Below are 25,160 nucleotides of genomic sequence, written 5' to 3' on the forward strand. Positions count from 1 at the left end.
GAACCGGCGGCGGTGGGGTCTAACGCACCGGATAGCCCGCGTCGCCGAGCGTCTGCTTGACGTCGGCGATCCGCAGGGTGCCGAAGTGGAAGACGGTGGCGGCGAGCACGGCGTCCGCACCTGCGTCGACCGCGGGCGGGAAGTGCTCGACCGCGCCGGCGCCGCCGGACGCGATGACCGGGATCGAGACCTCGCGCCGCACTGCCCGGATCAGCTCGAGGTCGAATCCGGCCGTCGTGCCGTCGGCGTCCATCGCGTTCAGCAGGATCTCCCCCGCACCGAGCTCCGCGCCCCGGATCGCCCACGCGATCGCGTCGAGTCCGGCGGCCTTGCGTCCGCCGTGGGTGGTGACCTCGAAGCCCGAGTCCGTGCCCGCGGCCCGGCGGGCGTCGACCGAGAGGACCAGCACCTGGTTGCCGAACCGGTCGGCGATCTCGGCGACCAGCTCGGGCCGGTGGATCGCCGCGGTGTTGACCGCGATCTTGTCGGCTCCGGCGCGGAGCATGATGTCGACATCGTCGACGCTGCGGATGCCGCCACCGACGGTGAGTGGGATGAAGACCTGCTCGGCGGTGGCGGACACCATCTCGAGCGTCGTCGCCCGACCCTCGTGCGAGGCGGAGATGTCGAGGAAGGTCAGCTCGTCGGCGCCCTCCGCGTCATAGGTCCGGGCCAGCTCGACCGGGTCGCCGGCGTCGCGCAGCTCCTTGAAGTTGATGCCCTTGACGACGCGTCCGGCGTCGACGTCGAGGCAGGGGATCACCCGGACGGCGAGGCTCATCGGCGGCCGGCCGGCAAGGTGAGCGCGAGGGCGTCCTCGAGCGTGAACTGGCCGGTGTAGAGGGCGGTGCCGGCGATCGCGCCCTCGACGCCGATCGGCACCAGCTCCATCAGCGCCCGGATGTCGTCGAGGGTCGTCACCCCGCCCGAGGCGACGACCGGGCGATCGGTGGCCTCGCAGACGTCGCGCAGCAGCTGGAGGTTGGGGCCCTGCAGCATGCCGTCCTTGTTGACGTCGGTGACGACGTACCGAGCGCAGCCCTCGGCGTCGAGCCGCGCCAGCGTCTCGTAGAGGTCACCGCCGTCCTTGGTCCACCCGCGCGCGGCCAGGGTCCGGCCACGCACGTCGAGGCCGACCGCGACCCGGTCGCCGTACGTCGCGATCGCCCGGGCACACCAATCCGGCTGCTCGAGTGCGGCGGTGCCGATGTTGACCCGCCGGCAGCCGGTCGCCATCGCGGTCTCCAGCGACTCGTCGTCGCGGATGCCGCCGCTCATCTCGACCTGGATGTCGAGCCTGCCCACGATCTCCGCCTGCAGCGCGCGGTTGTTGCCGTGCCCGAACGCCGCGTCGAGGTCGACCAGGTGGATCCACTCGGCGCCGGCCTCCTGCCAGCGCAGCGCAGCCTCGACGGGGTCACCGAAACGCTGCTCGGACCCGTCGACACCCTGGACCAGCTGCACCGCCTGGCCGCCCTTGACGTCGACGGCGGGGAGGAGTTCGAGGTAGTCGCTCACCCCGGAATCGTAGAGAAGATCCGTCACCGCCAGACCGGAGCGACCCTGCGGTGATACGAGAAGCCGAACACCCGGCTCATGATCGTCACGACCGGAGCGGGCACGGTCGACCGGAGCGCAGCGACCACCTCGGGGTCGGCGCCGTCCTGCAACCACGCGAACAGCTCACCGGCCTCGAACGGACTGCCCTTCCGCAGCTCGGCCTCGACGGTCTTCCACTCCGGGGTGTCGACACGCTCCTGGATCACCGGCGTGATCGCGCGTTCCTCGTGCTCGAGGTGGGAGTCGGTGACCCGGGCGGCCTCCGCGACAGCGTCCGCTGCCGCGGTCGCGCGAGCCGCGGTCGGATCGGCCACGACCGCCTCGATGGCCGCCGTCGCGGCATCGCACGCGGCGGCCATCGCCTGGTGCTCCGACTCCATGGCGTCGACGACCGCCGGCTCCACCACCGCGAGCCCACGGACGTAGGGCCACACCAGCGTGTCCTCACTCTCGTGATGGCGGTGCAGCTGGCGCCACAAGACGTCCCACGCCCGCTTCAGGCCCGCGGCCCGGTCGGCGTCGGCCTCGGCGAGCCCTCGCAACGCGGTCTCCATCCGCGCCAGGTCCCGTCGTACGGCGGCGTGGATGATCTGGTTCATGTCGAGGTCGACCACGGCGCCAACTTAGAGACTCGTCACCCAGTTCCGCAGCAGTTCGGCACCAGCGTCCCCGGACTTCTCCGGGTGGAACTGGGTGGCGCACAACGGCCCGTTCTCGACGGCAGCGACGAACCGGTCGCCCTCCCCCGGCGCGGCTCCGGTCTCGGCCCAGGTCACCCGCGGCTGGTGCGAGTCGGGGGTGCGGTCGTTGGTGACGAGAGTCCAGTCGCGCACGCCGTAGGAGTGCACGAAGTAGAACCGCTCGTCCTCGATGCCGGCGAAGAGACGCGAGCCGTCCGGTACCTCGACCGTGTTCCAGCCCATGTGCGGGACGATCGGCGCCTGCAGCCGCTCGACGACGCCGGGCCACTCGCCGCAGCCCTCCGTCTCGACGCCGTGCTCGATCCCGCGCTCGAACAGGATCTGCATGCCGACGCAGATGCCCAGGACCGGTCTGCCGCCCGCGAGCCGGCGTCCGATCGCCCGCTCACCGCGGACCGACCGCAGCCCCGCCATGCACGCTGCGAAGGCGCCCACCCCGGGGACCACCAGCCCGTCGGCGTCCATCGCGAGGTCGAGGTCGGAGGTCAGGGTGACCGCCGCACCGGCGCGCTCGACCGCGCGCTCGGCGGAACGCAGGTTGCCGGAGCCGTAGTCCAGGACAACCACCGACGGCGACGCCACCTAGAGAGCACCCTTCGTGGAAGGGATACCGGTCTCGCGGGGGTCGATCGCGACCGCGTCGCGGAAGGCACGGGCGAACGCCTTGAACTGGGTCTCGACGATGTGGTGCGGCTCGCGGCCGGCGAGCACCCGCACGTGCAGCGCGACGTGGGCGTGGAACGCGACGGTCTCGAAGACGTGCCGGGTCAGCGAGCCCAGGTAGGGTACGCCGTCGCCACCGCCGCCGAGCGCGACGTACTGCTGTCCCTCGGGCTCGCCCGTGTGCACGCAGTAGGGACGGCCCGACACGTCGACGACGGCCTGCACGAGAGCCTCGTCGAGCGGCACCGTCGCGTCGCCGAAACGGCGGATGCCGACCTTGTCGCCGAGCGCCTCACGCAGCGCCCGACCGAGCACGATCGCCGTGTCCTCGACCGTGTGGTGCGCGTCGATGTGGGTGTCGCCGGACGTCGCGACGGTCAGGTCGACCAGGGAGTGCCGGGCGAACGAGATGAGCATGTGGTCGTAGAAGCCGACGCCGGTGGAGACGTCGTGGCGTCCCGTGCCGTCGAGGTTGACCTCGACGACCACCTTGGACTCGCTCGTCTGCCTCTCGATGCGGGCGGTACGGCTCATGACATCTCCTTGATCACTTCGACGAGGGCGTCCTCGAACGCCGCCATCTCCTCAGGCGTCCCGATGGACACCCGCAGCCAGCCTTCGGGACCGGTCTCCCGGATCAGCACACCCCGGTCGAGCAGTCCCTGCCAGACAGCATGACGATCCCGGAAGGTGCCGAACAAGCAGAAATTGGCGTCGCTGTCGGCGACGCGGTGTCCCTGGTCGCGCAGCCAGGCCACGGTCTTGTCGCGCTGGGCGCGGAGCTGGTCGACGTTGCCGAGCAACTCGGGAGCGTGCCGGAGCGCCGCCAGCGCGGCTGCCTGGGTGACCGCGGAGAGGTGGTAGGGCAGCCGCACGACGCGGATCGCGTCGCAGATCGCCGGGTCCGCGGCCAGGTAGCCGAGGCGCAGCCCGGCCGCCGCGAACGCCTTGCTCATCGTGCGGGTGACCACCAGGTTGCGGTGCGCGGGCAGGAGCTCCAGGGCGCTCGGCACGCCGGCGCGCCGGAACTCGCCGTACGCCTCGTCGACCACGACCAGGCCGTCGATCCCGTCCTCGGCGGCCGACTCGCACAAGGCGGTGACCGCCTCGGGCGGCAGCGCCGTGCCGGTCGGGTTGTTGGGGCTCGGCAGCAGCACGACGTCCGGCCGGACCTCCTCGATCATCGCCCGAGCGCGGTCGAGGTCGAGGGAGAAGTCGTCCTCCCGTCGTCCCGCGACCCACGCCGTCATCGTGTCGCGGGCGTACTCCGGATACATCGAGTACGTCGGCGCGAAGCTCAGCGCCGTCCGCCCCGGCCCGCCGAAGGCCTGCAGGAGCTGCAGCATGACCTCGTTGGAGCCGTTGGCGGCCCACACCTGCTCGACGGCGATCTCGCCGGAGACGTCGCGGGAGAGGTAGGACGCCAGGGCGGCGCGCAGCGCCACGAACTCCCGGTCGGGGTAGCGGTTGAGCGTGCGCGCCGCGTCCGCCGCCGACGCTGCGATGTCGGCGACGCACTCAGCGGACGGCGGGTAGGGGTTCTCGTTGACGTTGAGCTGGACGGGCACCTGGTCGACAGGGAGCTGAGGCGCCCCGTACGGCTCGATCCCGGCGAGCTCGGGGCGGATCGGCGGGAAGGTCACTCGAACCGCACCTTGACGGCCGCCCCGTGGCCGGGGAGGTCCTCGGCCTCGGCGAGGTTGACCACGTGGTCGGCCACCTCGCCGAGCCCGTCGCGGGAGTACTCGACGACGTGCACCGACTTGGTGAAAGCGCGGACCGACAGGCCCGAGGAGTGGCAGGCGCAGCCGCCGGTGGGCAGCACGTGGTTGGAGCCGGCGCAGTAGTCGCCGAGGCTGACCGGCGCGTAGGGGCCGACGAAGATCGCACCGGCGTTGCGCACTCGGGCGGCGTACGACGCCGCGTCGGCGGTGTGGATCTCCAGGTGCTCGGCGGCGTAGGCGTCGACGACGGCGAGGCCCTGCTCGAGGTCGCGCACGAACACGATCCCCGACTGCTGACCGCTGAGCGAGGTGCGGATGCGGTCGACGTGCTTGGTCGCCGAGACCTGCTTGTCGAGCTCGGCGTCCACGTCGTCGGCGAGCGTCTCCGAGGTCGTCACGAGCACTGCCGCCGCCAGAGGGTCGTGCTCGGCCTGGCTGATCAGGTCGGCCGCGACGTACGCCGGGTCGGCGGTCTCGTCGGCCAGGATCGCGATCTCGGTCGGTCCGGCCTCGGAGTCGATGCCGACCTGGCCCTTGAGGATCCGCTTGGCGGTGACGACGTAGATGTTGCCGGGCCCGGTGACCAGGTCGACCTTCGCGCACGGCCCGACGCCGTAGGCGAACATGGCGATCGCCTGCGCACCACCGACCGCGTAGACCTCGTCGACACCGAGGAGGGCACACGCGGCGAGGATCGTCGGGTGGACCGCCCCGCCGAAGTCCTTCTGCGGTGGGCTGGCCAGCGCGATCGACTCGACGCCTGCGGTCTGGGCGGGGACGACGTTCATCAGGACGCTGGACACCAGCGGCGCCAGTCCGCCCGGCACGTAGAGCCCCACCCGGCCGACCGGCACCTTGCGGTGGGTAACCCTGGCGCCGGCACCGAGGTCGGTGACCGCATCCTGCTCGAGCTCGGCGGCGCAGGTCGCCCGCAGCCGGCGGATCGACTCCTCGAGGGCCGCGCGGACGTCCGGGTCGAGCTGCTCGAGAGCGGTGGCGAGGGCCTCGGGCGCAACCCGGATGTCGTCGACGCGGACACCGTCGAACCGCTCGCCCAGCGACCGGATCGCCTCGAGCCCGCCGGTACGGACCTCCTCGCAGATCGCATGCACCGCCGGCACCGCGGCTTCGACGTCGAAGTCGGCGCGGGGCACGGCCGCGCGGTAGTCGGCCGCTGACGATGCAACGTCCGCCTCGCGCAGGTCGATGCGACGGAGAAGGGACATGCGCCGATTCTACGGTCGCATGCCCCTCGCTCCGGCGTCCTCGACGTCAGGCGGACGTCTCGACACCAGGTAAGGCATCCACCTGCCGACCCGATTGCGCCCCGGGTACTGCGAGAGGACCGTGGCAGGCATGGCAACGCCCGTCCGCCCGGCAGTCTCGGTCATCATCTCGGCCGTCCTGCTGGGCGGCGGATGCGCGGAGGACCACGGCGACGACCCGCCTCAACCGTCATCCTCGGAGTTCCAGACGTCCGATGTCCCGCCGGACGCCGTCGTCGAGACCGAGGACACCATCGCCATCGACGAACGCTCTCTCTACCTGAAGTGCTGGGGCGAGCCGGTTCCCGGGGAGCCCACGGTCCTGCTCTTATCGGGGCAAGGCCCGCCGGTGTCGTACTGGGAGCCCATGGCACCCGACCTTGCCACCGAGGGTCATCATCTCTGCGGTTACGACCGGGCAGGAGTCGGACGCAGCGAGGCGCCGCCGGAGGACCGTCGCACTACGGACGATCAGGTGGCGGACCTGGTCGCGATGCTGGACGCAGCCGACCTGAACGAACCGCTCGTCGTGGTCGCCCACTCGCTGGGCTCGCTTCCTGCCATCGCGCTCGCAGACCGGGCCCCCCAGCGGGTCGCCGGGGTCGTGTTCGTCGACCCGTGGGCGCCCCGCGTGAGCAGCACCCTGCTCGCTGCGCTGCCGCCCGAGAAACCGCACGAGTCGGCCGCTCTCATGGAAGAACGCCGGTTCCTGACCGACTTCCTCAATGATCCCGCGCAGAACAGCGAGCGCCTCCTCCTGGCGGCATGCGACGAACAAGCGGCAGCGCTGCTCGACCAGCCCGGACCGATCTTCGGTGACCGTCCCGTCCTCGTGCTCCAAGCTCCCTTCCCGCCTCGCCCGGTCGGGCTTCCCCGCGACTACGACGAAGTGGCGAGGGCAGCCTGGACCAACGGCAACAAGGAGCTTGCGGCGGAGTCGACCCGCGGCGAGGTGATCGAGGTCGAGAACACGGGCCACGACATCCATGCCGACCGGCCGGAGGTCGTGATGGACGCGATCCGCGACGTCATTGCCGGGTAGCCACGCCGCGGACGGCTAGGTTGGGAGCGTGACGGACCGGCTGCCGATGTTCCCCCTGAACAGCGTGGTGTTCCCGGGAGTCACCGTGCCGCTGCACGTGTTCGAGGACCGCTACCGGGCGCTGATGCACCACCTGCTGCGGATCGAGGACCCGGCGGACCGGCTGTTCGGGTCGGTGGCGATCCGGGAGGGCTACGAGGTCGGCGACCACGGTGCACAGTCGCTGTTCCGGGTGGGCGTCCGGCTCCAGCTCACGGAAGCCGAAGCCCGTCCCGACGGGACCTTCGACGTCGTCGCGGTCGGCCGCGACCGGATCCGCCTCGACCGGCTCGAGCGTGGCGACCTGTTCCCGATGGGCGAGGTCGACGAGCTGCCCGAACCCGGCGTCACCGTGCCGGCAGAGCTCGTCCACCGGGCCCGGGCCACCTTCACGGCCTACCGGCTGGCGCTGAGCGAGATCTCCACCGACCCCTACCAAGGCGCTCTGCCGACCGACCCGATGTACCTCTCGTGGGTGCTCGCGGCCTGCGCCCCGCTCCCGATGGCCGAACGCCAACAGCTGCTCGAAGCGTCCGACGCCGAGGAGCGGCTGGTGCTGACCACCGAGCTGCTGCGCACCGAGCTGCGGGCGATGAACGTCATCACCTCACTGCCGGCCACCGAGGTCGCCCGCACCCGTTGGTCCCCCAACTGACCCATGGCGAAGAAGCCCAAGTCGGGCGGCACGCCCGCGACCACCGCGCTGAGCGCGGCCTCGGTCGCGTTCACGGTGCACGAGTACGCCCACGACACCCGGTCCGCGTCGTACGGCGAGGAGGCGGCGGCCGCGCTCGGCATCACCGCCGACCGGGTCTTCAAGACCCTGCTCGCGGACGTCGACGGCGCTCTCACCGTCGCGGTGGTGCCGGTCTCGGGGCAGCTGGACCTCAAGGCGTTGGCGCGGGCGGTCGGCGGTCGGAAGGCGTCGATGGCGGACCCGCAAGCGGCCGAGCGGTCGACCGGCTACGTCGTCGGCGGCATCTCGCCGATCGGCCAGAAGCGGCCGCACCCGACCGTCGTCGACATGACCGCTCTCGACCACGCGACGGTCTTCGTGTCCGCGGGCCGGCGCGGCCTGGAGATCGAGCTCGCCCCGACGGACCTGGTCAGGCTGACCGCGGCGATCACGGCACCCGTCGGCCGTCCGGCTCCCTGACGCGAGCCGGGTGCGGTGTGAGCGGCTCGAGGTCGTCGAGCTTCGTTCGCGTGCTCCCGATCCACGTCATCACGGCGATCGTGAGCGAGAACCCACCGAGTGCCCCGATCGGCCAGCACAGGAAGGGTGTCCACCCGCTCACCTCGATCGCGGCCGGGTAGTCCTTGCAGGGCTCCTCCCGACAGACGTTCGCCTCGGTCGCGTACCGCTCGGGATCCGGCGGGCTGAGCGCGGTGCCGACCACGAAGGCGAGGTACGCCGCGAGCGCACTGCCCACGACCAGCCCGACCAGCGCCGCGATCGCCTGCCGTCGGCCCAGCACGGCACCGAGGATCCCGAGCAACGTGCCGAAGCCGAGCCCGATCACCGCGTACTGAGCGGGACCGTCGAACTGCTGACCCAGACCCTGGTCGGTGAGGTCGATCCACCGCGGTCCCCAGGTGGCGGTGTCGTAGATCGCGCCGGTGTTGGGCGGACCCCACCACTGGTACCAGAGCCAGCCGCCGAGCGCGCCGAGACCTGCGGCGGCGAGGACCACCACCGCCACGACGACCGCGATCGCGCGCCACGGCAGGCGCGAGCGCTCCGTGGCCGGCGCCGGTGGCGACACGGTCTCCTGTTCTGTCACTCCCCTATCCTGCCAGGCAGCCGGGTCCGAGCAGCTGCTTGAGGTCGGCGAAGAGCGCCGGGCTCGGAGAGACGCGGAGCCGGTCGTCGAGCCGCATCAGCTTGGTGGCGTCGCGGGTGAGCAGCCGCAGCCGCACCTCGGTGAGGCCCGGATGGGTACCGAGCACCTCCTTGAGCTGGGCGATGACCGGCGCGGTGCACCGGGTCGCCGGCAGGCTGATCACGACGGGGCCGTCGTTGTCGGTGTCGAGGTCGGGCACCGTGACTTCCATCGCGTGCAGCTCGGGCTGCTCCTTGTTGCGCGACAGCCGGCCCTTCACCGTGATGATCGCGTCGGGCACCAGGTGCGTGCTCGCGAGCTGGTAGGCGCTCGGGAAGAGCAGCACCTCGATGGCACCCTCGAGGTCCTCGAGGGTGATCATCGCCCACGGGTCGCCCTTCTTGGTGATCTTGCGCTGCACGGCGGTGACCAGCCCGCTGACGGTGACCGTTGCCTGGTCGGGCCGCTCCTCGTCGGTCATCAGCTCACCGATCGTGCAGTCGGCGGTGCCGGCGAGCACGTGCTCGAGCCCCAGCAGCGGGTGGTCGGACACGTAGAGACCGAGCATGTCGCGCTCGTGGCCGAGCAGCGTGGTCTTGTCCCACTCGTCGAGGTCGGGGATGGTCACGCTGACGCCGAAGTCACCGCCGTCGAGGTCGTCGAGGCCCGCGAACAGCGAGTCCTGGCCGATCGCCTCGTTGCGCTTGATGTCGACGTACTGGTCGACCGCGGTCTCATGGATCGCGACCAGCGCCCGGCGCCGGTGCTTGAGGTCGTCGAACGCGCCGGCCTTGATCAGCGACTCGATGACCCGCTTGTTGCAGACCAGCGCCGGCACCTTGTCGAGGAAGTCGTTGAACGACTCGTAGCGGCCCTTGCTCTCGCGGGCCGCGACGACCTGCTCGACGACGTTGGCGCCGACATTGCGGATCGCGGTCATGCCGAAGCGGATGTCGGTGCCGACCGGCGTGAAGTTCTTGGCGGACTCGTTGACGTCGGGCGGCAGGACCTGGATCTTGAGCCGCCGGCACTCGCCGAGGTAGATCGCCATCTTGTCCTTGTCGTCCTTCACGGACGTGAGGAGCGCCGCCATGTACTCGGCGGTGTAGTTGGCCTTGAGGTAGGCGGTCCAGTAGGAGATGACGCCGTAGGCCGCCGAGTGCGCCTTGTTGAAGGCGTAGTCGGAGAACGGGAGCAGGATCTCCCACAGCGCGGTGATCGCGCCCTGGGAGTAGCCGCGCTCGAGCATCCCGCTCTGGAAGCCGGCGTACTGCTTGTCCAGCTCCTCCTTCTTCTTCTTGCCCATCGCCCGGCGCAGGTTGTCGGCCTGCCCGAGCGTGAAGCCCGCCAGGACCTGGGCGATCTCCATCACCTGCTCCTGGTACACGATCAGGCCGTAGGTCTCCCCCAGCACCGGCTCCAGCGCCGTCGCCAGCTCGGGGTGGATCGGGTCGATCGGCTCGCGACCGGTCTTGCGGCGCGCGTACTTGTTGTGGGAGTCGGCGCCCATCGGTCCGGGTCGGTAGAGCGCGCCGACCGCGGAGATGTCGGCGAACTTGTCGGGCCGCATGCTGCGGAGCAGCGCCCGCATCGGGCCGCCGTCGAGCTGGAACACACCGAGGGTGTCGCCCGCCGACATCAGCTCGTAGGTCGCCGGGTCGTCGAATGTCAGCTCCTCGAGGACGACCTCCTCACCGCGGTTGGCGCGGATGTTGTCGAGCGCGTCGTCGAGGACGGTCAGGTTGCGGAGACCCAGGAAGTCCATCTTGACCAGCCCGAGCGCCTCGCACATCGGGTAGTCGAACTGGGTGATGACCGCGCCGTCCTGCGGCCGCGCCATGATCGGCACGATGTCGACCAGGGGCTCGCTGGACATGATGACGCCGGCGGCGTGGACGCCCCAGTTGCGGATCTGGCCCTCCAGCCCGACCGCAGTCTGGTAGATCGTGCGCACGTCGGTGTCCTGCTCGTAGAGCGAGCGGAACTCGGCGCCGTCGCCGTAGCGCCGGTGCTCGCTGTTGAAGATCTCCTTGAGCGGGACGCCCTTGCCCATGATGTCGGGCGGGAGCGCCTTGGTGATCCGGTCGCTGACCGCGAACCCGTAGTCGAGCACGCGGGCGGCGTCCTTGATCGCCGCCTTGGCCTTGAGCCGGCCGAACGTCGCGATGTAGGCGACCCGGTCACTGCCGTACTTGTCGGAGACGTACTGGATGACCTCGGTGCGCCGACGCTCGTCGAAGTCGATGTCGAAGTCGGGCATGGAGGGCCGCTCGGGATTGAGGAACCGCTCGAAGATCAGGCCGTGCTCGAGGGGACACAGGTCGGTGATGCGGAGCGCATACGCAGCGATGGATCCGGCGCCGGACCCGCGGCCCGGCCCGACCCGGATGCCGTTGTCCTTGGACCACTGGATGAAGTCGGCGACCACCAGGTAGTAGCCGCAGTAGCCTTTGCTCGCGATGACGTCGAGCTCCATCGCGACCCGCTGCTTGACCTCGGGCGTCAGCCGGTCGCCCGGGTAGCGCGACTCGATCCCGCGCCAGACCTCCTTGACGAACCAGGACTCCTCGATCTCGCCTGCGGGTACGTCGGCACGGGCCATGTAGCCGCCGTTGGACTCGGTGAACTCGACGTCGCACCGCTCCGCGATCAGCAGCGTGTTGTCGCAGGCCTCGGGCATCCCGAACCGGTCGGCCCACAGCTCGCGCATCTCGGCGGCGGACTTGATGTAGTAGCCGCCGCCGTCGAACTTGAGCCGGTTGGTGTCGGACAGCCGCTTGCCCGAGGCGACGCAGATCAGTGCGTCGTGGGCGTCGGAGTCCTCGGGGTTGTTGTAGTGGGAGTCGTTGGTGGCGACCGGCGGGATGCCGAGGTCCTTGCCGAGCCGCAGCAGGTCGTCGCGGACCCGCTTCTCGATGTCGATCCCGTGGTCCATCAGCTCGAGGAAGAAGCTGTCCTTGCCGAAGATCTCCTGGAACTCGGCGGCCGAGCGACGGGCCTCGTCGTACTGCCCGAGGCGCAGCCGGGTCTGGATCTCACCCGACGGGCAGCCGGTCGTGGCGATCAGGCCCTTGGCGTAGGTCTGGAGCAGCTCGCGGTCGGCGCGCGGCTTGTAGAAGAAACCCTCGAGGCTCGACCGGGACGAGAGCCGGAACAGGTTGTGCATGCCCTCGGTCGTCGCGGCCCACATCGTCATGTGGGTGTAGGCACCGCCTCCCGCGACGTCGTCGCCGCCCTCCTCGGCCCCGTTGAAACCGCCGCCCTTGCTCCATTTGACTCTACGGCGCTCGGAGCGGTTGGTCTGCGGCGTGAGGTACGCCTCGAGCCCGATGATCGGGCGGATGTCGTGCTTCTTGGCCTTGGAGTAGAAGTCGTAGGCCCCGTGCAGGTTGCCGTGGTCGGTCATCGCGATCGACGACATGCCGAGGTCGCTCACCCGCGCGAAGAGGCCGTCGAGCAGCGACGCCCCGTCCAACATGGAGTACTCCGTGTGGACATGGAGGTGGACGAAATCAGATCGGTCCCCGGCGGCTGCCATCTGTGCTGAAGACTCCTCAGACATCGTGGACGACGGTCCTGAACAGGTGGGGTCGGGGAAGGGCATCAGCCTACGCGACCGATTGAGGCAGACTAGAAAGACCCACCGACAGAAACGGAGGAACCCCCATGACCGGCAGGATCGTCCACTTCGAGATCCCGTTCGACGACGGCGACCGCGCCCGCGACTTCTACGGCAACGTCTTCGGCTGGCAGCTCATGCACATGCCGGAGATGGACTACACGATGGCCATGACCGGCCCGTCCGACCCCGAGAGCGGACCGAGCGAGCCCGGGTTCATCAACGGCGGCCTGTTCCAGCGCGAGGAGGGCTTCACCGGCCCCGTCGTCGTCATCGACGTCCCTGACATCGACGCCGCGCTCGCGAGCGTCGAGGCGGCGGGCGGGAAGGTCGGGCGCCCCAAGGAGGCGGTCGGCGACATGGGGTTCGCTGCCTACTTCAGCGACACCGAGGGCAACTTGGTCGGCCTGTGGGAGACCGCGACCTGAGCTACGAGGCCGAGGAGGGCGGCCGGGGACCCAGCCACTCCATCCGGATGTCCGGAGCGCGCTCTTCGTTGGTGGAGCCGTCGGTGTGCTCCCGCTCGACGAGGCCGTGCCGGGCGTAGAACCCTCGTGCGGGCGTGTTGGACTCGAACACCCACAGCGAGAAGCCCGCGGGACGGACCGACTTCGCCACGTCGAGCAGCGCGGAGCCGATCCCCTCGCCCTGCGCGTCCGGACGGACGTAGAGGGCGTCGAGCCAGTCGCCCTTGAGCTCGGCGAACGCGACGATGCCGCGGCCGTCCTCAGCCACCCAGCCTTCCCGCTCGCCCCCGACGGGGTCCAGGCCGGCGTAGAACGCGTGGACCTCGTGCGGCGGGTGGATCGACGGCGGCATCGCCGGGACGGCCGCGCCGCGCGCGGCGATGAACAGGTCGGCCATCCCCGACAGGTCCTCGGTGGTGGCCGGCCGGATCGTCAGGTCGCCGTCAGTCGCTGTCACGGATGACGTCGAGCGCGTGCTGGAGGTCGTCGGGATAGCCGGACTCGTACTCGACGTACTCGCCGCTCTCGGGGTGCTCGAACCCGAGGCGAACGGCGTGCAGCCATTGCCGGGTGAGACCGAGCCGTCGCGCGAGCACCGGGTCACCGCCGTAGGTGAAGTCGCCCACGCAGGGATGCCGCAACGCCGCCATGTGCACACGGATCTGGTGGGTGCGGCCGGTCTCGAGATGCACCTCGAGCAGGCTCGCGAAGCGGTGCGCCTCGAGCGTCTCGTAGTGGGTGACGCTGGCCCGGCCGTCGTCCATGACGGCGAACTTGTAGTCGGCGCCGGGGTGCCTGCCGATCGGCGCGTCGACCGTGCCCGAGAGCGGGTCGGGGTGGCCCTGCACGAGGGCGTGGTAGGTCTTGTCGACCGTCCGCTGCCGGAACGCGTTCTTGAGGATCGAGTAGGCGTGCTCGGACTTCGTGATGACCATGACGCCGGACGTGCCGACGTCGAGGCGCTGGACGATGCCCTCGCGTTCCTTGGCGCCCGAGGTCGAGATCCGGAAGCCGGCCCCGGCGAGGTGTCCGACGACGGTCGGGCCGCGCCAGCCGGGGGAAGGGTGCACGGCGACGCCCACGGGCTTGTCGATCACCACGATGGCGGGGTCGTCGTGGATGATCTTGATCCCCTCGACGATCTCGGGGACGACCTCGAGGGGGTCCGACTCCGCCGGGATCTCGACGTCGAGCACCGCGCCCTGGAGCACCCGCTCGCTCTTGCTGACTCCCACGCCGTCGAGGTGCACCCGGCCCTCGGCGATCAGCGCCGCGGCGCGCGACCGGGAGAGTCCGAACAGCTGGGCCAGCGCGACGTCCACCCGCTGCCCGTCCAGCCCGTCGGGGACCCGCAGGCTCCGGTGGTCGACGGCGTTCACGTGTCGTCCTCGACGTCGTGGTCGGGCCGGGTCCCGTCCATCCGGATCCCTCGGAACACCTGGAGGAGGATCAGGCCGGCGCCGACGTTGATGGCGATGTCGGCAACGTTGAAGATCGGCCAGTTCGGCAGCTGGAGGAAGTCGATGACGTGCCCACGGAAGGGGCCTGGCTCGCGGAGCATCCGGTCGGTCAGGTTGCCGGTGATACCGGCCAGCAGCGCACCGAGGCCCGCAGCCCAGACGGGGTCGACCACCTTCCGGCTCACGCCGAGCACGACCACCGTCGCCACGATCGCGAGACACGACAGACCGACGGTGAACCCGGTGCCGAGCGAGAACGCGGCGCCCGGGTTGCGCGTGAGGTGCAGCTGCAGGAGCTCGCCGACGACCTTGACGTCGTCACGGCCGGTGAGGTGCTCGACCGCGGCCCGCTTGGACAGCTGGTCGGTGACGTAGATGACGACCGCGACGACCGCGAACACGGTCCACGCGCGACTACTGGTCAGCACGGTCCGCCGGGGGCCGGCAGGGCCGCTGTCGCTGCTGTCTACCGACGTTCCTCGCGCTGCTTGCATGGCATGCACAGTGTGGCACGCGGAAACGCCATCAACCGCATCTTCCCGATCGCGTTGCCGCACGACTCGCACACGCCGTAGGTGCCGTCCTCGATCCGCGCGAGGGCCCGGTCGATCTGGGCCAGCTTCTCCCGTTCGTGGTTGAGGACGGTCAGTTCGTGGTCCCGCTCGAAGCTGGTCGCGCCGAGGTCCGCCTGGTCCTGGCCGGCGCCGTCCCCGGCGTCGCGCAGCAGGCCGGACAGGTCCTCCTCCTGCTCGGCGACGATCTGACCGCTGTGCTCGCGCTGCTCGTGGAGCTCGGCGAGCACCTCGGCCAGCTCGGCCTTCGACCACGCCTCCTCCCCCTCGAGGACGACCAGGCTGCTGGCGCCGGCCTTCCTGGCCGGCGCGGCCTTCGTGGCCGATGCCTTCCTGGCGGGCGCAGCCTTCTTGGCGGGCGCAGCCTTCTTGGCGGGCGCAGTCTTCTTGGCGGGCGCAGTCTTCTTGGCGGGCGCAGTCTTCTTGGCCGGCGCAGCCGTCCTCGCGGGCGCTGCCTTCTTGGCCGGCGCGGCCGGCGCTGCCTTCTTGGCCGGCGCTGCCTTCTTGGCCGGCGCTGCCTTGGTGGCGGCCTTCTTGGTCGGAGCGGCCTTCTTCACGGGCGCTGCCTTCTTCTTCGCCGGAGCCTTCTTCGCGGGCGCTGCCTTCTTGGTCGCCGCAGTTTTCTTCGCCGGAGCCTTCTTCGCGGGCGCTGCCTTCTTGGTCGCCGCAGTTTTCTTCGACGCAGTCTTCTTCGCCGTCGCTGCCTTCTTGGTCGGCGTGGCCTTCGCCGGAGCCTTCTTCGCCGGAGCCTTCTTCGCCGGAGCCTTCTTCGCCGGAGCCTTCTTCGCCGAAGCCTTCTTCGTGGCCGGGACGGCGGCCTTCTTCGCAGACGTCGCCTTCTTCCCCGCAGACGTGGCGTTCTTCGCCGGCGCCGCCTTCTTCGCGGCCGAATCCGGGCGTCGGCGGCCGATCATCTTGCCGGCCGCGGACACCGTGCGCCCTGCCAACGACTTCTTCGTGGTGCGGGCCATGCTCGGGCCTCCTCCGGACCGTGTCGCCCGCGGCGGTGGCGACGGGCTGCACGGAGGGTAGCCGTTGCGACGTTCGTCACCAAGGTGCCACTCCGCGATGTGGGCCGCGGATGAAATGACCTCGGCCGACCCGCACAGCGGGTCGGCCGATGCCGATGCGTGTGAACGCGACCGTCAGGTCAGCGCTCCTCCTCGCCGAGGATGGACCGGAGCCGCTTCGGCGCCGGCGAGTCGTCGGTCGGAGCGACCGTGTCGCCCGGGGCCTGCAGCGCTTCGAGCTGCTGGGTGAAGTAGCTCTTGAGCCGCGAGCGGTACTCGCGCTCGAACGAGCGCAGGTTCTCGACCTCGACGCTGAGCTTGTCGCGCTCCTTCTCCAGGTCGGAGAAGAGCTGGGCGCGACGCTCGGCAGTCTCGGCGTCGAGCATCTCGGCCCGGGTGCGGGCGTCGGACTCCACGCGGTCCGCCTTGCCCTTCGACTCGTTCTCGAGCCGCTCGGCCTTGGTGCGCGCCTCGCCGACGATGCGGTCGGCCTCGTTCTTCGCGTCCTCGACCAGCTCGTCGGCGTTGCGGGTCGCGATCTCGAGCAGCCGCGCCGCGGCGTTGGACGCCTCGGGGACGGTCTCCACCCGGATGGTCTCGAGGCCACCGGGGATCTCGACGGGCGCGGTCACCGGCGCGGGAGTCTCGGCGACAGGGGCCGGGGGCTCGGGCGCGGGAGCCTCCCGTACGGCGGTGAGCTGGGTCGGCGCGGGCTCGAACGACGGCGAGCCCGACTGGGCCGCAGCAAGCTTCGCACGCAGTTCGTCGTTCTCGGCGGTCAGGCGAGCGAGCTCGGCCTCCACCTCGTCGAGGAACTGGTCGACCTCACCCATGTCGTAGCCCTCGCGGAGCCGGACGGGGGTAAAGCGCTTGTTGCTCACGTCCTCGGGCGTCAGCGGCATGACCTCACCTATCTTTGGTACTGGGACTTGACTGTCCCGCGAACAATAGCGCCTGAGCAGCGCCAACTGAGACTCGGCGACTCACGTGAAGAAGATCTGACGGTTAACGGCTAGCGCCACATAAGCCAGGATCATCACCAGGATGAAGCTCAGGTCCAGCGCGAAATTGCCGATGCGGATCGGTTTGACCACACGCCCGAGCGCCTTGATCGGTGGATCGGTGATCGAGTAGACGATCTCGAGCAGCACGAGCAGCACTCCTCGCGGCTCCCACGACCGAGCGAAGACCTGCACCCAGTCGACGATGAACCGGATCCAGAGCAGCCCGATGAAGGTCCAGAGGACACCCTCGATGATCTGGCCAGCGAGCGACAAAGACAGTTCCTAGCGGTGGCTGATGGGACTGCGGTGATCCTAGGGGGCTGCCCCCAACGGCCGGATGTCGCCCTAACTCTGATTAAAGAAACCGCCTTCGGCGATCCGCTGCTTGTCGGCGGCCGCCACCGTGACGTTGGGCGGGGACAGCAGGAACACCTTGGCGGTCACCCGCTCGATGCTGCCGCGGGTGGCGAAGATCAAGCCGGCAGCGAAGTCGACGAGCCGCTTGGCGTCGGCGTCGTTCATCTCCGAGAGGTTCATGATCACCGGCGTGCCGTCGCGGTACTGCTCCCCCACGGCCCGCGCCTCGTTGTAGGTGCTCGGGTGCAGGGTCGTGATCCGCGACAGCTCGGCCACCACGCCGACGGCGGGGGCAGGGGTCGACCGCCGACGCTCGTTGATGTCGGCGACGGACGCAGAGCGCGCGCGGGGCGCTCGATCCGGACGGGCCTCGCGAGCCGGGGCGGTCTCCTGGGCGTCGTACCCGTCGCCGTCGAACTCGTCGTAACCGGTGTCCTCGAGCAGGCCGAGGTATTCACCGATCCTGCGCATCGCACCGCTCATGGCTGTTGCCTCCGCCTTGTCTTCTTGGCTTTGCGCCCCGGGAGGGACGCCGCATGGCTTGTTGTGGACATTACTGGACCGAGGGCCTCGATCCGAGGACCGCGGTGCCGACGCGCACGTGTGTCGCGCCGGCGTGGATCGCGGCCTCGAGGTCGCCGCTCATCCCGGCCGACAGCCAGTCGGCAGAGGGGTGATCGACGAGGAAGTCACGGCGTACGTCGGACAGCCGGGCGAACGCCTGCGCAGGGTCCTCGTCGAGCGGGGCGACCGCCATCAGGCCACGGAGCCGGAGCACGCCCGCGGCCTCCACGAGCTCGGCCAGGGCCGGCAGGTCGGCGGGGTCGGCACCGGCGCGCCCGGCCCGGTCGGGCGGGTCGAGACTGACCTGCAGCAGCACGTCGATCGGATGGGAGCGGTCGTGAGCGCCGGCATCGAGCCGGGCGACGAGCTTGGCGCGGTCGACGGAGTGCACCACGTCGGCATACGCCGCGACCGCCGCGGCCTTGTTGCTCTGCAGGCCGCCGACGAAGTGCCAGCGCAGGTCCGGTCCCCCGGGACGTCTCAGGTCCGCGCACTCCCGGTGCTTGGCCTCGGCCTCCTGGTGGCGGTTCTCGCCGACGTGGGTGACGCCGAGCTCGGCGAGCAGCCGGACGTCGGACGCCGGGAAGAACTTGGTGACGACGACGAGGGTCACCTCGTCGGCGTCGCGCCCTCCGGCCGCGCACGCGGTGGCGATCCGCTCCCGCACCGCGCCGAGGTTGGCGGCGATCTCGGCCCGTCGTGAGGAGCTCATGGGATCCACACCAGCCCGGCGAACCGACCCGCCCGGGCGCCGTCGCGCCGGAAGGAGTGAAGGGTCTCGTCCTCGAGCGTGCAGCGGCCGACGCGCACCGCCGGCACCCCCGCGGCTGCCAGCTGGGCCTCGATGCCGGCGCCGAGGTCGAGCGCGGGTGTGCCCCAGGAGGTCTCCGACATCGCGGCCGGCACGACGGCGCCCACCTCGCGGCGCATCGACTCCGGCACCTCGTAGCAGCGACCGCACACGTGCGGGCCGATCCACGCGCGGACGTCCGCAGCGCCCAGCGAGCGCATCCGCTCGACGGTCTTGCCCACGATGTCGAGGGCCATGCCGAGCCGGCCGGCGTGGGCTGCGCCGATCACCCCGGCCCCGGGGTCGGCGAGGACGACCGGGACGCAGTCCGCCACCCGGACCATCAGGCCGGTGCGGGGTCGGGTGGTGACCAGCGCGTCGGCGCTCGGCACGTCGTCGGACGGGCCGGCCGGCGGCTCGTCGACGACGGTCACGATGTCGGCGCCGTGCACCTGGCTCAGCCGGGCGAACGGGACGCCGGTCGCCTCCACGACGGTGGCGAGGGCCAGGGCGAAGCCGTCCTTCTCCCCCTGGAGGTCGACCGTTGCGTCCGTGAACGCGACCTCGACCCGGACCCCGTCAAGGAGGTCCGGGTCGAGGGCGCAGGTGTCACGGAAGGCGAACACGAAGTCGGCCGCCCAGCAGGTCGGGACTCACTTCAGGAAGTCCGGCACATCCAGCTCGTCGTCGTCGAACTGCATCGGCGCCACTGCCGGCCGCGCCCCCACGGGGACGGCCTGCTCGGCGGGCGCCTGCTGGGCGGGGGCCTGCTCCTCCGCGGCGGGCTCGGCGTCGCGGCGGTTGGCCACGGCGGCGCGCATCTCTTCCTGGGTCTGCTGGGGACGGGCGTCGCGACGGAGCGAGCTGCCCAGCTCGCGCTTCTTCGGCGGGGTGCCGCCGTCGAAACCGGCCGCGATGACGGTGATCCGGACCTCGTCGCCGAGCGCGTCGTCGATGATCGCGCCGAAGATGATGTTGGCGTCGGCGTGCACCGCCTCCGCCACCATGCCGGCCGCCTGGCTGATCTCGAAGATGCCGAGGTCGGAGCCCCCGGCGACCGAGAGGAGCACGCCGTGCGCACCGTCGATCGAAGCCTCGAGCAGCGGACTGCTCACCGCCATCTCGGCCGCCGCGATCGCGCGGTCCTCACCGCGCGCCGAGCCGATGCCCATCAGCGCCGAGCCGGCGTTGCTCATGACGGCCTTGACGTCGGCGAAGTCGACGTTGATCAGGCCGGGGGTGGTGATCAGGTCGGTGATGCCGGAGACACCCTGCAGCAGCACCTGGTCGGCCTGGCGGAACGCGTCCATGACCGACACGTTGCGGTCGGAGATCTGGAGCAGCCGGTCGTTGGGGATCACGATGAGGGTGTCGACCTCCTCGCGGAGCCGTTCGATGCCCTCGTCGGCCGCCTTCTTGCGGCGCGCGCCCTCGAACACGAACGGTCGGGTCACGACCCCGATGGTCAGCGCGCCGAGCGAGCGGGCGATGCGGGCCACCACCGGCGCCCCGCCGGTGCCGGTGCCGCCGCCCTCACCCGCGGTCACGAACACCATGTCGGCCCCCTTGAGGACCTCCTCGATCTCCTCGGCGTGGTCCTCGGCAGCCCGTCCGCCCACGTCGGGGTTGGCGCCGGCGCCTAGCCCGCGGGTCAGCTCACGTCCGATGTCGAGCTTGACGTCGGCGTCGCTCATGAGCAGCGCCTGCGCGTCGGTGTTGATCGCGATGAACTCGACGCCCTTGAGGCCGACCTCGATCATCCGGTTCACGGCGTTGACCCCGCCGCCACCGATGCCTACGACCTTGATGATGGCCAGGTAGTTCTGTGCAGCAGCCACGCCGTCTTCCCCTCTCAGCTATGGATCGATCAGAACCCTTACCCTCATCCTGAGGGTTATAGTTATGTCAACCTCGTGGTGCCCATGACACTAAGGACGACGGCATCCCCTGCTCGGGAGACACGCCGCAACGACGGGTTCGGATCCCAGAAGATGTGCTACTTCGCGGCCGGCAGGCTGGGCACGCTGACGTCGTACGTCTGCGCCTCCGGCCGGGCGTCGAGCAGGTTGAGGAGCACCACGGCCTTCTCGTCGGACTGCGCCGCGCTCCCCCACCTGACCTCGCGGCCGTCGCGCAGCTCGAGCAGGATCTCGTCCGCGGTCTCGACCTCGATGTGGTCGACCAGCCGCGCGACTTCGTCGTCCAGGCTGGCGACGACGGCGGCGGCCTCCTGCAGCGCCAGTCGGTCTGCCTGGGAGCCCAGCTTGACCTGCGGCAGCGACACCGGCGGCTCCTTCGGCATCTGCTCGAACGTGAAGGTGTCACCGCTCTCGGCGAGGAACGTGAACGAGGACCCCTCGATCACCACCGCGAGCGGGCGCCACTCCTCGATCTCGATCCGGATCTCGTGCGGCCACTGGCGCGAGGCATCGACGGACTTCACGGCCGTGAGCCTGCCGTCCACCCTGGCCTCGATCTCGTCGAGGTCGACCGTGACCAGGGCCTCGTCGATCGGCAGCTCCGCGGCGTCCAGCACCTCGGCCTCGGCGAGCTGGGACGTGCCGCTCACCTCGGCGCCCTCGACCGTGAGCCACGACGAGAAGTAGAGCCCGTAGATGGCGAAGCCGACGGCACCGAGCACGAGCACGGTGGCGAGGACGGGACGCCAGGCCAGCCACCGCCGTGCCCACTGGCGGCGGGCGAACCGGCGTCGGCTCTGGTCCTGCGTGGAGCGGTCAGCCACCGGCTCGCTCCTGCAGCGCCGCCACCAGCTGCGGCGCCAGCGCCGTCACGTCGCCGGCCCCAAGGGTCAGGACGACGTCACCCGGACGCACCCGGTCGAGCAGCACCGCGAGCGCCTGACCGCGGTCGGACACGAACGTCACCTGCTCGGCGGCCAGGGGTACGGCGTCCGCCACCACCGCTCCCGTGACCGACGGGTCGGGCTCCTCCCGGGCGACGTAGACGTCGAGCACGACGACCTCGTCGGCCGCACCGAGCGCGATCCCCATCTCGGCGCCGAGGATCCGGGTACGGGACACCAGGTGCGGCTGGAAGCACACCAGCAACCGGCCACCGACGCCGCCGGCCACCGACCGCGCGGCCTCGAGGTCACCCCGGATCTCGCTGGGGTGGTGGGCATAGCTGTCGTAGACGCGCACCTCCCCGCTCACTCCGCCGGCACCGCCGACTCCCCCGACCCGGCCCTTGAGCTCCATCCGGCGGCCGGTGCCGACGAACGAGCCGAGCCCCTCGGCGAGCCGTCCGGCGTCGTAGCCCAGCTCGACGCCCAGCGCGAAGGCGGCAAGGGCGTCCATCACGTAGTGCCGGCCCGGGATCTGCAGCGAGATCCGCGCCAGCGCAGGCGTTCCGGCCCGGTCCTCACCGGGCACGACGTCGAACGACGTGACGCCGTCGACGACCTCGAGACCGACCGCACGCAGTGTGGCGTCGCCGTCGACGCCGACGGTGATGACCCGACGACCGCGACCGCGCAGCCGGTCTGCCAACCGGGCGCCGCCGGGATCGTCGACGCCGACGACGATCGGCCCTGCCGCGTCGACGCCGTCCGCGAACTCGTCGAACGCCGCCGCGTAGGCCGCCTCGGTGCCCCAGACGTCGAGGTGGTCCGCCTCGACGTTCAGCACGATCGCGCCGAACGTGTCGTAGACCAGGAAGGCTCCGTCGCTCTCGTCGGCCTCGGCGACGAAGAACGGGCCGGCACCGAGGTCGGCGTTGCGGCCGGTCGCGGTGAGCACCCCGCCCACGGCGTACGACGGGTCCGCGCCGGCCGCGATCAGCGCCACCGTCAGCAGGGAGGTCGTCGTGGTCTTGCCGTGGGTGCCGGCGACGGCGAGCACCTGCTGTCCCTCCATCGCGGCCTTGAGGCCTGCCGAGCGCGGGAGCAGGGTCAGCCCGCGGCGCTGCGCCTCGAGCACCTCCGGGTTGTCGTCGCGCGCGGCCGTGGTCACGACCACGGTGTCGGCGTCGCCGACGTGAGCGGCGTCGTAGCCCAGGTGACACGGGACGTCGAGCTCGCGGAGCTGCGCCAGGAACGGGGTGTCGTTGTCGTCGCTGCCGGTGACCGGCACCCCGCGGCGCGCCATCACCCGGGCGATCCCCGACAGGCCGGCGCCACCGATGCCGACGAAGTGCACCCGGCCGAGCTGCTCAGCGGCCGGGATCTCGCCGGGGACGTCGATCCTCATTGCTGCGCCCTCATCCGGACGCCGTCTCGCTGACGATCAGGGCCAGCCGGTCGTCGGCGTCGGCCGGCACCAGGCCGGACGCCGCCGCTCCCATCGCGGCCAGCCGGTCGGGGTCACCGAGCAGCCCTGGGATGCTGTCGGCGACGTAGTCCGCGGTGAACCTCGCCTCCTCGACCACGACCGCCCCTCCCGCGTCGGCCACCGAGCGCGCGTTGAGCAGCTGCTCGCCGTTGCCGTGCGCGAGCGGCACGAAGACGGCCGGGACGCCGGTCGCGGCGGCCTCCACCACGCTCGACGCACCGCCGCGGCACACCATGAGGTCGGCGGCGGCCAGGGCGTAGTCCATCCGCTCCACGAACGGCAGCACGAGGTACGGCGTCCCGGTGTCGGCGGGTTCGACCCACTCCGGGTCCTCCTTGCCGCGGGCGCCGATGACGTGGAGCACCTGCACACCGCTGGCGCCGAGCGCGGCCGACGCCCTCGTGACCGCGCGGTTCAGCTTCCACGCGCCGAGCGAGCCGCCGGTCACGACCAAGGTGGGCAGGTCGGGGTCGAGCCCGAAGAACGCTCTGGCCTCCGCGCGCAGCGCGGGACGGTCGAGCTGCGAGATCATCCGGCGCAGGGGCAGACCGACGTACTCGGCGTTCTTCAGCGGGGTGTCCGGGAAGCTGACGGCGACCCGCTGCGCGATCCGCGCGCCGACCTTGTTGGCGATGCCCGGCAGCGCGTTCTGCTCGTGGATCACCAGCGGCAGCTTGCGGCGGCGGGCGGCGAGGTAGGCCGGCATGGAGACGTAGCCGCCGTAGCCGACGATGACGTCCGGCCGCACGCGGTCGATCACCTCGTGGGTCGCCTTGACCGCGCCGCGCAGCCGGGACGGCACCATGGCCAGGTCCTTGTTGGGGCGTCGCGGCAGCGGGACCGGCGGGATCAGCTCCAGCGGGTAACCGGCCGCCGGCACCACGGTGTTCTCGAGGCCGCGGGGCGTCCCGAGGCAGGTGATCTCGGTCGCCGGGTCGAGTCGCACCAGGGCGTCGGCCGTGGCGAGCAACGGGGAGGTGTGGCCGGCGGTGCCCCCACCGGCGAGCAGGACCTTCATCAGCAGCGAGGCTATCGACGGGCCGACAGCCCGGTCGCACGGGCCCGGCGGCGCTGGGCGAGCGCCCGGGCGGCCGCGGGCTCGCGCCGAGCGAACCCGACCACCAGGCCGAGTGCGATCAAGGTCGGCAGCAGGCTCGAGCCGCCGTAGGAGACCAGCGGCAGCGGGATGCCGATGACCGGCAGCAGCGCCAGCACCATGCCGACGTTGATCATCATCTGGCCGAGGAGCCAGATCACGATGCCGAAGCTGCAGTAGCGGACGAACGGGTCCGTGGTCTGCCGGGCGACGCGCAGCGTCGCGTAGGCGATGGCGAGGAAGAGCCCGATCACGAGGAGGGTGCCGACCAGACCGAGCTCCTCGCCCAGCACCGCGAAGATGAAGTCGGTGTGGGCCTCCGGCAGGGTGCCCCACTTCTGCCGGCTCGCCCCGATGCCCTCACCGAAGATGCCGCCCGTCGCCATCGCGTAGAGGCCGTGGGCGGGCTGCCAGCCGGTGCCGTGGTAGTCCTTGAACGGATCGACGAACGTCGTGATCCGGTCGAGGCGCTCCGGTGACGTCGCAGCCAGACCGAGGGCGAGCACGCTGACCACGCTGAGGCACATCACGAAGAGCCGGGCAGGCGCACCGACCACCCAGAGCATGCCGACCAGGATCGCGAAGAACACCAGCGCGGTGCCGAGGTCGTGCCCGACGACCACCAGTCCGGTCGCGAGCAGCATGCCCGGGACCACCGGAACCATCATCTGGTGCAGGTTGCCGAGACGGCGGTCCTTGTTGGCGTAGATGTGGGCGGCCCAGATGATGATGGCGAGCTTCGCGATCTCCGACGGCTGGATCTGGATCGGCCCCAGCGCCAGCCAGTTCTTGTTGCCGTAGACCTCGATGCCGAACCGCGCCGTCGCGAGAAGAAGGACCAGCGACACCGAGAACGCCGGGTAGGCCAGGCTGCGGACCCACTTGTGGGAGACCCGGGACGCGAGCCACGCGAGCGGCACGCCGATCGCGACCCACATCAGCTGCCGCTTGACGATCGCGTAGGAGTCGCCGTACTTCTCGTACGCCTCGACGCTGGACGAGCTCAGCACCATCAGCAGGCCGATGGTGAGCAGCAGCGCGATCGAGCCGAGCAGGAGGTAGTAGTTGGTGAGCGGGCGCGCCATCGCGTCGCGGACGGCCGTCAACCACGTGGT

The 25,160-nt window shown here is 70.8% G+C and carries 27 protein-coding genes; 4 read left to right on the forward strand and 23 right to left on the reverse strand.

Features of this window, described 5'->3' with window-relative positions; all coding sequences use genetic code 11:
- Positions 1 to 19: 19 nt before the first annotated feature.
- Genes hisF through hisD form a run of 7 tightly spaced genes read right to left on the reverse strand, consistent with a single transcriptional unit; the run spans position 20 to position 5,874 of the window.
- Entirely contained in the window at positions 20 to 781 is a 762-nt protein-coding gene (hisF, locus tag SHK19_RS13545; RefSeq protein WP_322455488.1) for an imidazole glycerol phosphate synthase subunit HisF, read from the reverse strand.
- Positions 778 to 1,518: a bifunctional 1-(5-phosphoribosyl)-5-((5-phosphoribosylamino)methylideneamino)imidazole-4-carboxamide isomerase/phosphoribosylanthranilate isomerase PriA gene (gene priA / locus SHK19_RS13550; RefSeq protein ID WP_322936539.1), complete on the reverse strand. Its 741-nt coding sequence runs from the start codon at positions 1,516 to 1,518 to the stop codon at positions 778 to 780. The genes hisF and priA overlap by 4 nt, the downstream gene beginning before the upstream one ends.
- 23 nt (positions 1,519 to 1,541) lie before the next feature.
- Positions 1,542 to 2,174: a hemerythrin domain-containing protein gene (locus SHK19_RS13555; RefSeq protein WP_322455490.1), complete on the reverse strand. Its 633-nt coding sequence runs from the start codon at positions 2,172 to 2,174 to the stop codon at positions 1,542 to 1,544.
- A gap of 9 nt (positions 2,175 to 2,183) precedes the next feature.
- Positions 2,184 to 2,843: an imidazole glycerol phosphate synthase subunit HisH gene (hisH, locus tag SHK19_RS13560; RefSeq protein WP_322936541.1), complete on the reverse strand. Its 660-nt coding sequence runs from the start codon at positions 2,841 to 2,843 to the stop codon at positions 2,184 to 2,186.
- Entirely contained in the window at positions 2,844 to 3,458 is a 615-nt protein-coding gene (gene hisB, locus SHK19_RS13565; protein ID WP_322936542.1) for an imidazoleglycerol-phosphate dehydratase HisB, read from the reverse strand.
- Positions 3,455 to 4,567 carry a histidinol-phosphate transaminase gene (locus tag SHK19_RS13570; RefSeq protein ID WP_322936543.1) on the reverse strand — a complete coding sequence of 371 codons (1,113 nt, stop codon included), beginning with the start codon at positions 4,565 to 4,567 and terminating at the stop codon, positions 3,455 to 3,457. The genes hisB and SHK19_RS13570 overlap by 4 nt, the downstream gene beginning before the upstream one ends.
- Entirely contained in the window at positions 4,564 to 5,874 is a 1,311-nt protein-coding gene (hisD, locus tag SHK19_RS13575) for a histidinol dehydrogenase (protein WP_322455494.1), read from the reverse strand. Before hisD ends, SHK19_RS13570 begins: the two co-directional genes overlap by 4 nt.
- A gap of 130 nt (positions 5,875 to 6,004) precedes the next feature.
- Here hisD and SHK19_RS13580 point away from each other — a divergent pair, with 130 nt between their 5' ends.
- The 3 genes from SHK19_RS13580 to ybaK are packed head-to-tail and all read left to right on the forward strand — an operon-like array spanning position 6,005 to position 8,150.
- Positions 6,005 to 6,955, forward strand: coding sequence for an alpha/beta fold hydrolase (locus SHK19_RS13580; RefSeq protein ID WP_322455495.1), 951 nt, complete (start codon positions 6,005 to 6,007; stop codon positions 6,953 to 6,955).
- Between the two features lie 28 nt (positions 6,956 to 6,983).
- Complete coding sequence (locus SHK19_RS13585; protein WP_322455496.1) at positions 6,984 to 7,649, forward strand: LON peptidase substrate-binding domain-containing protein; 666 nt, start codon at positions 6,984 to 6,986, stop codon at positions 7,647 to 7,649.
- Positions 7,650 to 7,652: 3 nt separating this feature from the next.
- Positions 7,653 to 8,150, forward strand: a complete 498-nt coding sequence (ybaK, locus tag SHK19_RS13590) for a Cys-tRNA(Pro) deacylase (RefSeq protein WP_322455497.1) — start codon at positions 7,653 to 7,655, stop codon at positions 8,148 to 8,150.
- Here ybaK and SHK19_RS13595 read toward each other — a convergent pair.
- Positions 8,119 to 8,778: a hypothetical protein gene (locus SHK19_RS13595; protein WP_322936544.1), complete on the reverse strand. Its 660-nt coding sequence runs from the start codon at positions 8,776 to 8,778 to the stop codon at positions 8,119 to 8,121. The two genes, ybaK and SHK19_RS13595, sit on opposite strands and share 32 nt — an antisense overlap.
- 4 nt (positions 8,779 to 8,782) lie before the next feature.
- Positions 8,783 to 12,295 carry a DNA polymerase III subunit alpha gene (gene dnaE / locus SHK19_RS13600; RefSeq protein WP_405030427.1) on the reverse strand — a complete coding sequence of 1,171 codons (3,513 nt, stop codon included), beginning with the start codon at positions 12,293 to 12,295 and terminating at the stop codon, positions 8,783 to 8,785.
- A 188-nt stretch (positions 12,296 to 12,483) separates the two neighbouring features.
- On the opposite strand from dnaE, the gene SHK19_RS13605 reads away from it, so the two are divergent.
- Entirely contained in the window at positions 12,484 to 12,864 is a 381-nt protein-coding gene (locus tag SHK19_RS13605) for a VOC family protein (RefSeq protein ID WP_322455500.1), read from the forward strand.
- 1 nt (position 12,865) lies between these two features.
- Here the strand turns inward: SHK19_RS13605 and SHK19_RS13610 are convergent, their stop codons facing one another.
- From SHK19_RS13610 to ftsW, 14 genes are all read right to left on the reverse strand, one after another.
- A complete protein-coding gene (locus SHK19_RS13610; protein ID WP_322936545.1) occupies positions 12,866 to 13,360 on the reverse strand; it encodes a GNAT family N-acetyltransferase in 495 nt (164 codons plus the stop codon).
- Entirely contained in the window at positions 13,347 to 14,282 is a 936-nt protein-coding gene (locus SHK19_RS13615; protein WP_322455502.1) for an RluA family pseudouridine synthase, read from the reverse strand. The genes SHK19_RS13610 and SHK19_RS13615 overlap by 14 nt, the downstream gene beginning before the upstream one ends.
- Entirely contained in the window at positions 14,279 to 14,791 is a 513-nt protein-coding gene (lspA, locus tag SHK19_RS13620) for a signal peptidase II (protein ID WP_322455503.1), read from the reverse strand. Before lspA ends, SHK19_RS13615 begins: the two co-directional genes overlap by 4 nt.
- Before the next feature lie 38 nt (positions 14,792 to 14,829).
- The gene (locus SHK19_RS13625) at positions 14,830 to 15,906 is read right to left on the reverse strand and encodes a TraR/DksA family transcriptional regulator (protein ID WP_322936546.1); all 1,077 of its coding nucleotides are present in this window, start codon (positions 15,904 to 15,906) and stop codon (positions 14,830 to 14,832) included.
- A gap of 179 nt (positions 15,907 to 16,085) precedes the next feature.
- Positions 16,086 to 16,847: a DivIVA domain-containing protein gene (locus SHK19_RS13630; protein WP_322455506.1), complete on the reverse strand. Its 762-nt coding sequence runs from the start codon at positions 16,845 to 16,847 to the stop codon at positions 16,086 to 16,088.
- Between the two features lie 81 nt (positions 16,848 to 16,928).
- On the reverse strand, positions 16,929 to 17,222 hold the full coding sequence (locus tag SHK19_RS13635) for a YggT family protein (protein ID WP_322455507.1): 294 nt from the start codon (positions 17,220 to 17,222) through the stop codon (positions 16,929 to 16,931).
- A 72-nt stretch (positions 17,223 to 17,294) separates the two neighbouring features.
- Positions 17,295 to 17,789 carry a cell division protein SepF gene (locus SHK19_RS13640; protein WP_322455508.1) on the reverse strand — a complete coding sequence of 165 codons (495 nt, stop codon included), beginning with the start codon at positions 17,787 to 17,789 and terminating at the stop codon, positions 17,295 to 17,297.
- Between the two features lie 70 nt (positions 17,790 to 17,859).
- Positions 17,860 to 18,582 (reverse strand): YggS family pyridoxal phosphate-dependent enzyme, encoded by a 723-nt coding sequence (locus tag SHK19_RS13645; protein WP_322455509.1) that lies wholly within the window; start codon positions 18,580 to 18,582, stop codon positions 17,860 to 17,862.
- The gene (locus SHK19_RS13650) at positions 18,579 to 19,286 is read right to left on the reverse strand and encodes a polyphenol oxidase family protein (RefSeq protein WP_322936548.1); all 708 of its coding nucleotides are present in this window, start codon (positions 19,284 to 19,286) and stop codon (positions 18,579 to 18,581) included. The genes SHK19_RS13645 and SHK19_RS13650 overlap by 4 nt, the downstream gene beginning before the upstream one ends.
- A 27-nt stretch (positions 19,287 to 19,313) precedes the next feature.
- On the reverse strand, positions 19,314 to 20,498 hold the full coding sequence (gene ftsZ / locus SHK19_RS13655) for a cell division protein FtsZ (protein WP_322455511.1): 1,185 nt from the start codon (positions 20,496 to 20,498) through the stop codon (positions 19,314 to 19,316).
- Between the two features lie 158 nt (positions 20,499 to 20,656).
- The gene (locus SHK19_RS13660; protein ID WP_322455512.1) at positions 20,657 to 21,403 is read right to left on the reverse strand and encodes a cell division protein FtsQ/DivIB; all 747 of its coding nucleotides are present in this window, start codon (positions 21,401 to 21,403) and stop codon (positions 20,657 to 20,659) included.
- Positions 21,396 to 22,868, reverse strand: coding sequence for a UDP-N-acetylmuramate--L-alanine ligase (gene murC, locus SHK19_RS13665; protein WP_322936549.1), 1,473 nt, complete (start codon positions 22,866 to 22,868; stop codon positions 21,396 to 21,398). The genes SHK19_RS13660 and murC overlap by 8 nt, the downstream gene beginning before the upstream one ends.
- Before the next feature lie 10 nt (positions 22,869 to 22,878).
- The gene (murG, locus tag SHK19_RS13670; RefSeq protein ID WP_449867068.1) at positions 22,879 to 23,970 is read right to left on the reverse strand and encodes an undecaprenyldiphospho-muramoylpentapeptide beta-N-acetylglucosaminyltransferase; all 1,092 of its coding nucleotides are present in this window, start codon (positions 23,968 to 23,970) and stop codon (positions 22,879 to 22,881) included.
- Between the two features lie 8 nt (positions 23,971 to 23,978).
- On the reverse strand, positions 23,979 to 25,151 hold the full coding sequence (gene ftsW / locus SHK19_RS13675) for a putative lipid II flippase FtsW (RefSeq protein ID WP_322936551.1): 1,173 nt from the start codon (positions 25,149 to 25,151) through the stop codon (positions 23,979 to 23,981).
- Positions 25,152 to 25,160 lie beyond the last annotated feature (9 nt).

It is taken from the genome of Nocardioides bizhenqiangii (genome assembly GCF_034661235.1).
GTDB lineage: Bacteria > Actinomycetota > Actinomycetes > Propionibacteriales > Nocardioidaceae > Nocardioides > Nocardioides bizhenqiangii.

Bases quoted from the DNA above. Each gene is read 5' to 3' on its own strand.
- hisF (WP_322455488.1), bottom strand. From the start codon at position 781: ATGAGCCTCGCCGTCCGGGTGATCCCCTGCCTCGACGTCGACGCCGGA.
- hisB (WP_322936542.1), bottom strand. From the start codon at position 3,458: ATGAGCCGTACCGCCCGCATCGAGAGGCAGACGAGCGAGTCCAAGGTG.
- hisD (WP_322455494.1), bottom strand. From the start codon at position 5,874: ATGTCCCTTCTCCGTCGCATCGACCTGCGCGAGGCGGACGTTGCATCG.
- SHK19_RS13580 (WP_322455495.1), top strand. From the start codon at position 6,005: ATGGCAACGCCCGTCCGCCCGGCAGTCTCGGTCATCATCTCGGCCGTC.
- ybaK (WP_322455497.1), top strand. From the start codon at position 7,653: ATGGCGAAGAAGCCCAAGTCGGGCGGCACGCCCGCGACCACCGCGCTG.
- dnaE (WP_405030427.1), bottom strand. From the start codon at position 12,295: ATGTTGGACGGGGCGTCGCTGCTCGACGGCCTCTTCGCGCGGGTGAGC.
- SHK19_RS13605 (WP_322455500.1), top strand. From the start codon at position 12,484: ATGACCGGCAGGATCGTCCACTTCGAGATCCCGTTCGACGACGGCGAC.
- SHK19_RS13625 (WP_322936546.1), bottom strand. From the start codon at position 15,906: ATGGCCCGCACCACGAAGAAGTCGTTGGCAGGGCGCACGGTGTCCGCG.
- SHK19_RS13630 (WP_322455506.1), bottom strand. From the start codon at position 16,847: ATGCCGCTGACGCCCGAGGACGTGAGCAACAAGCGCTTTACCCCCGTC.
- SHK19_RS13640 (WP_322455508.1), bottom strand. From the start codon at position 17,789: ATGAGCGGTGCGATGCGCAGGATCGGTGAATACCTCGGCCTGCTCGAG.
- SHK19_RS13645 (WP_322455509.1), bottom strand. From the start codon at position 18,582: ATGAGCTCCTCACGACGGGCCGAGATCGCCGCCAACCTCGGCGCGGTG.
- murC (WP_322936549.1), bottom strand. From the start codon at position 22,868: ATGAGGATCGACGTCCCCGGCGAGATCCCGGCCGCTGAGCAGCTCGGC.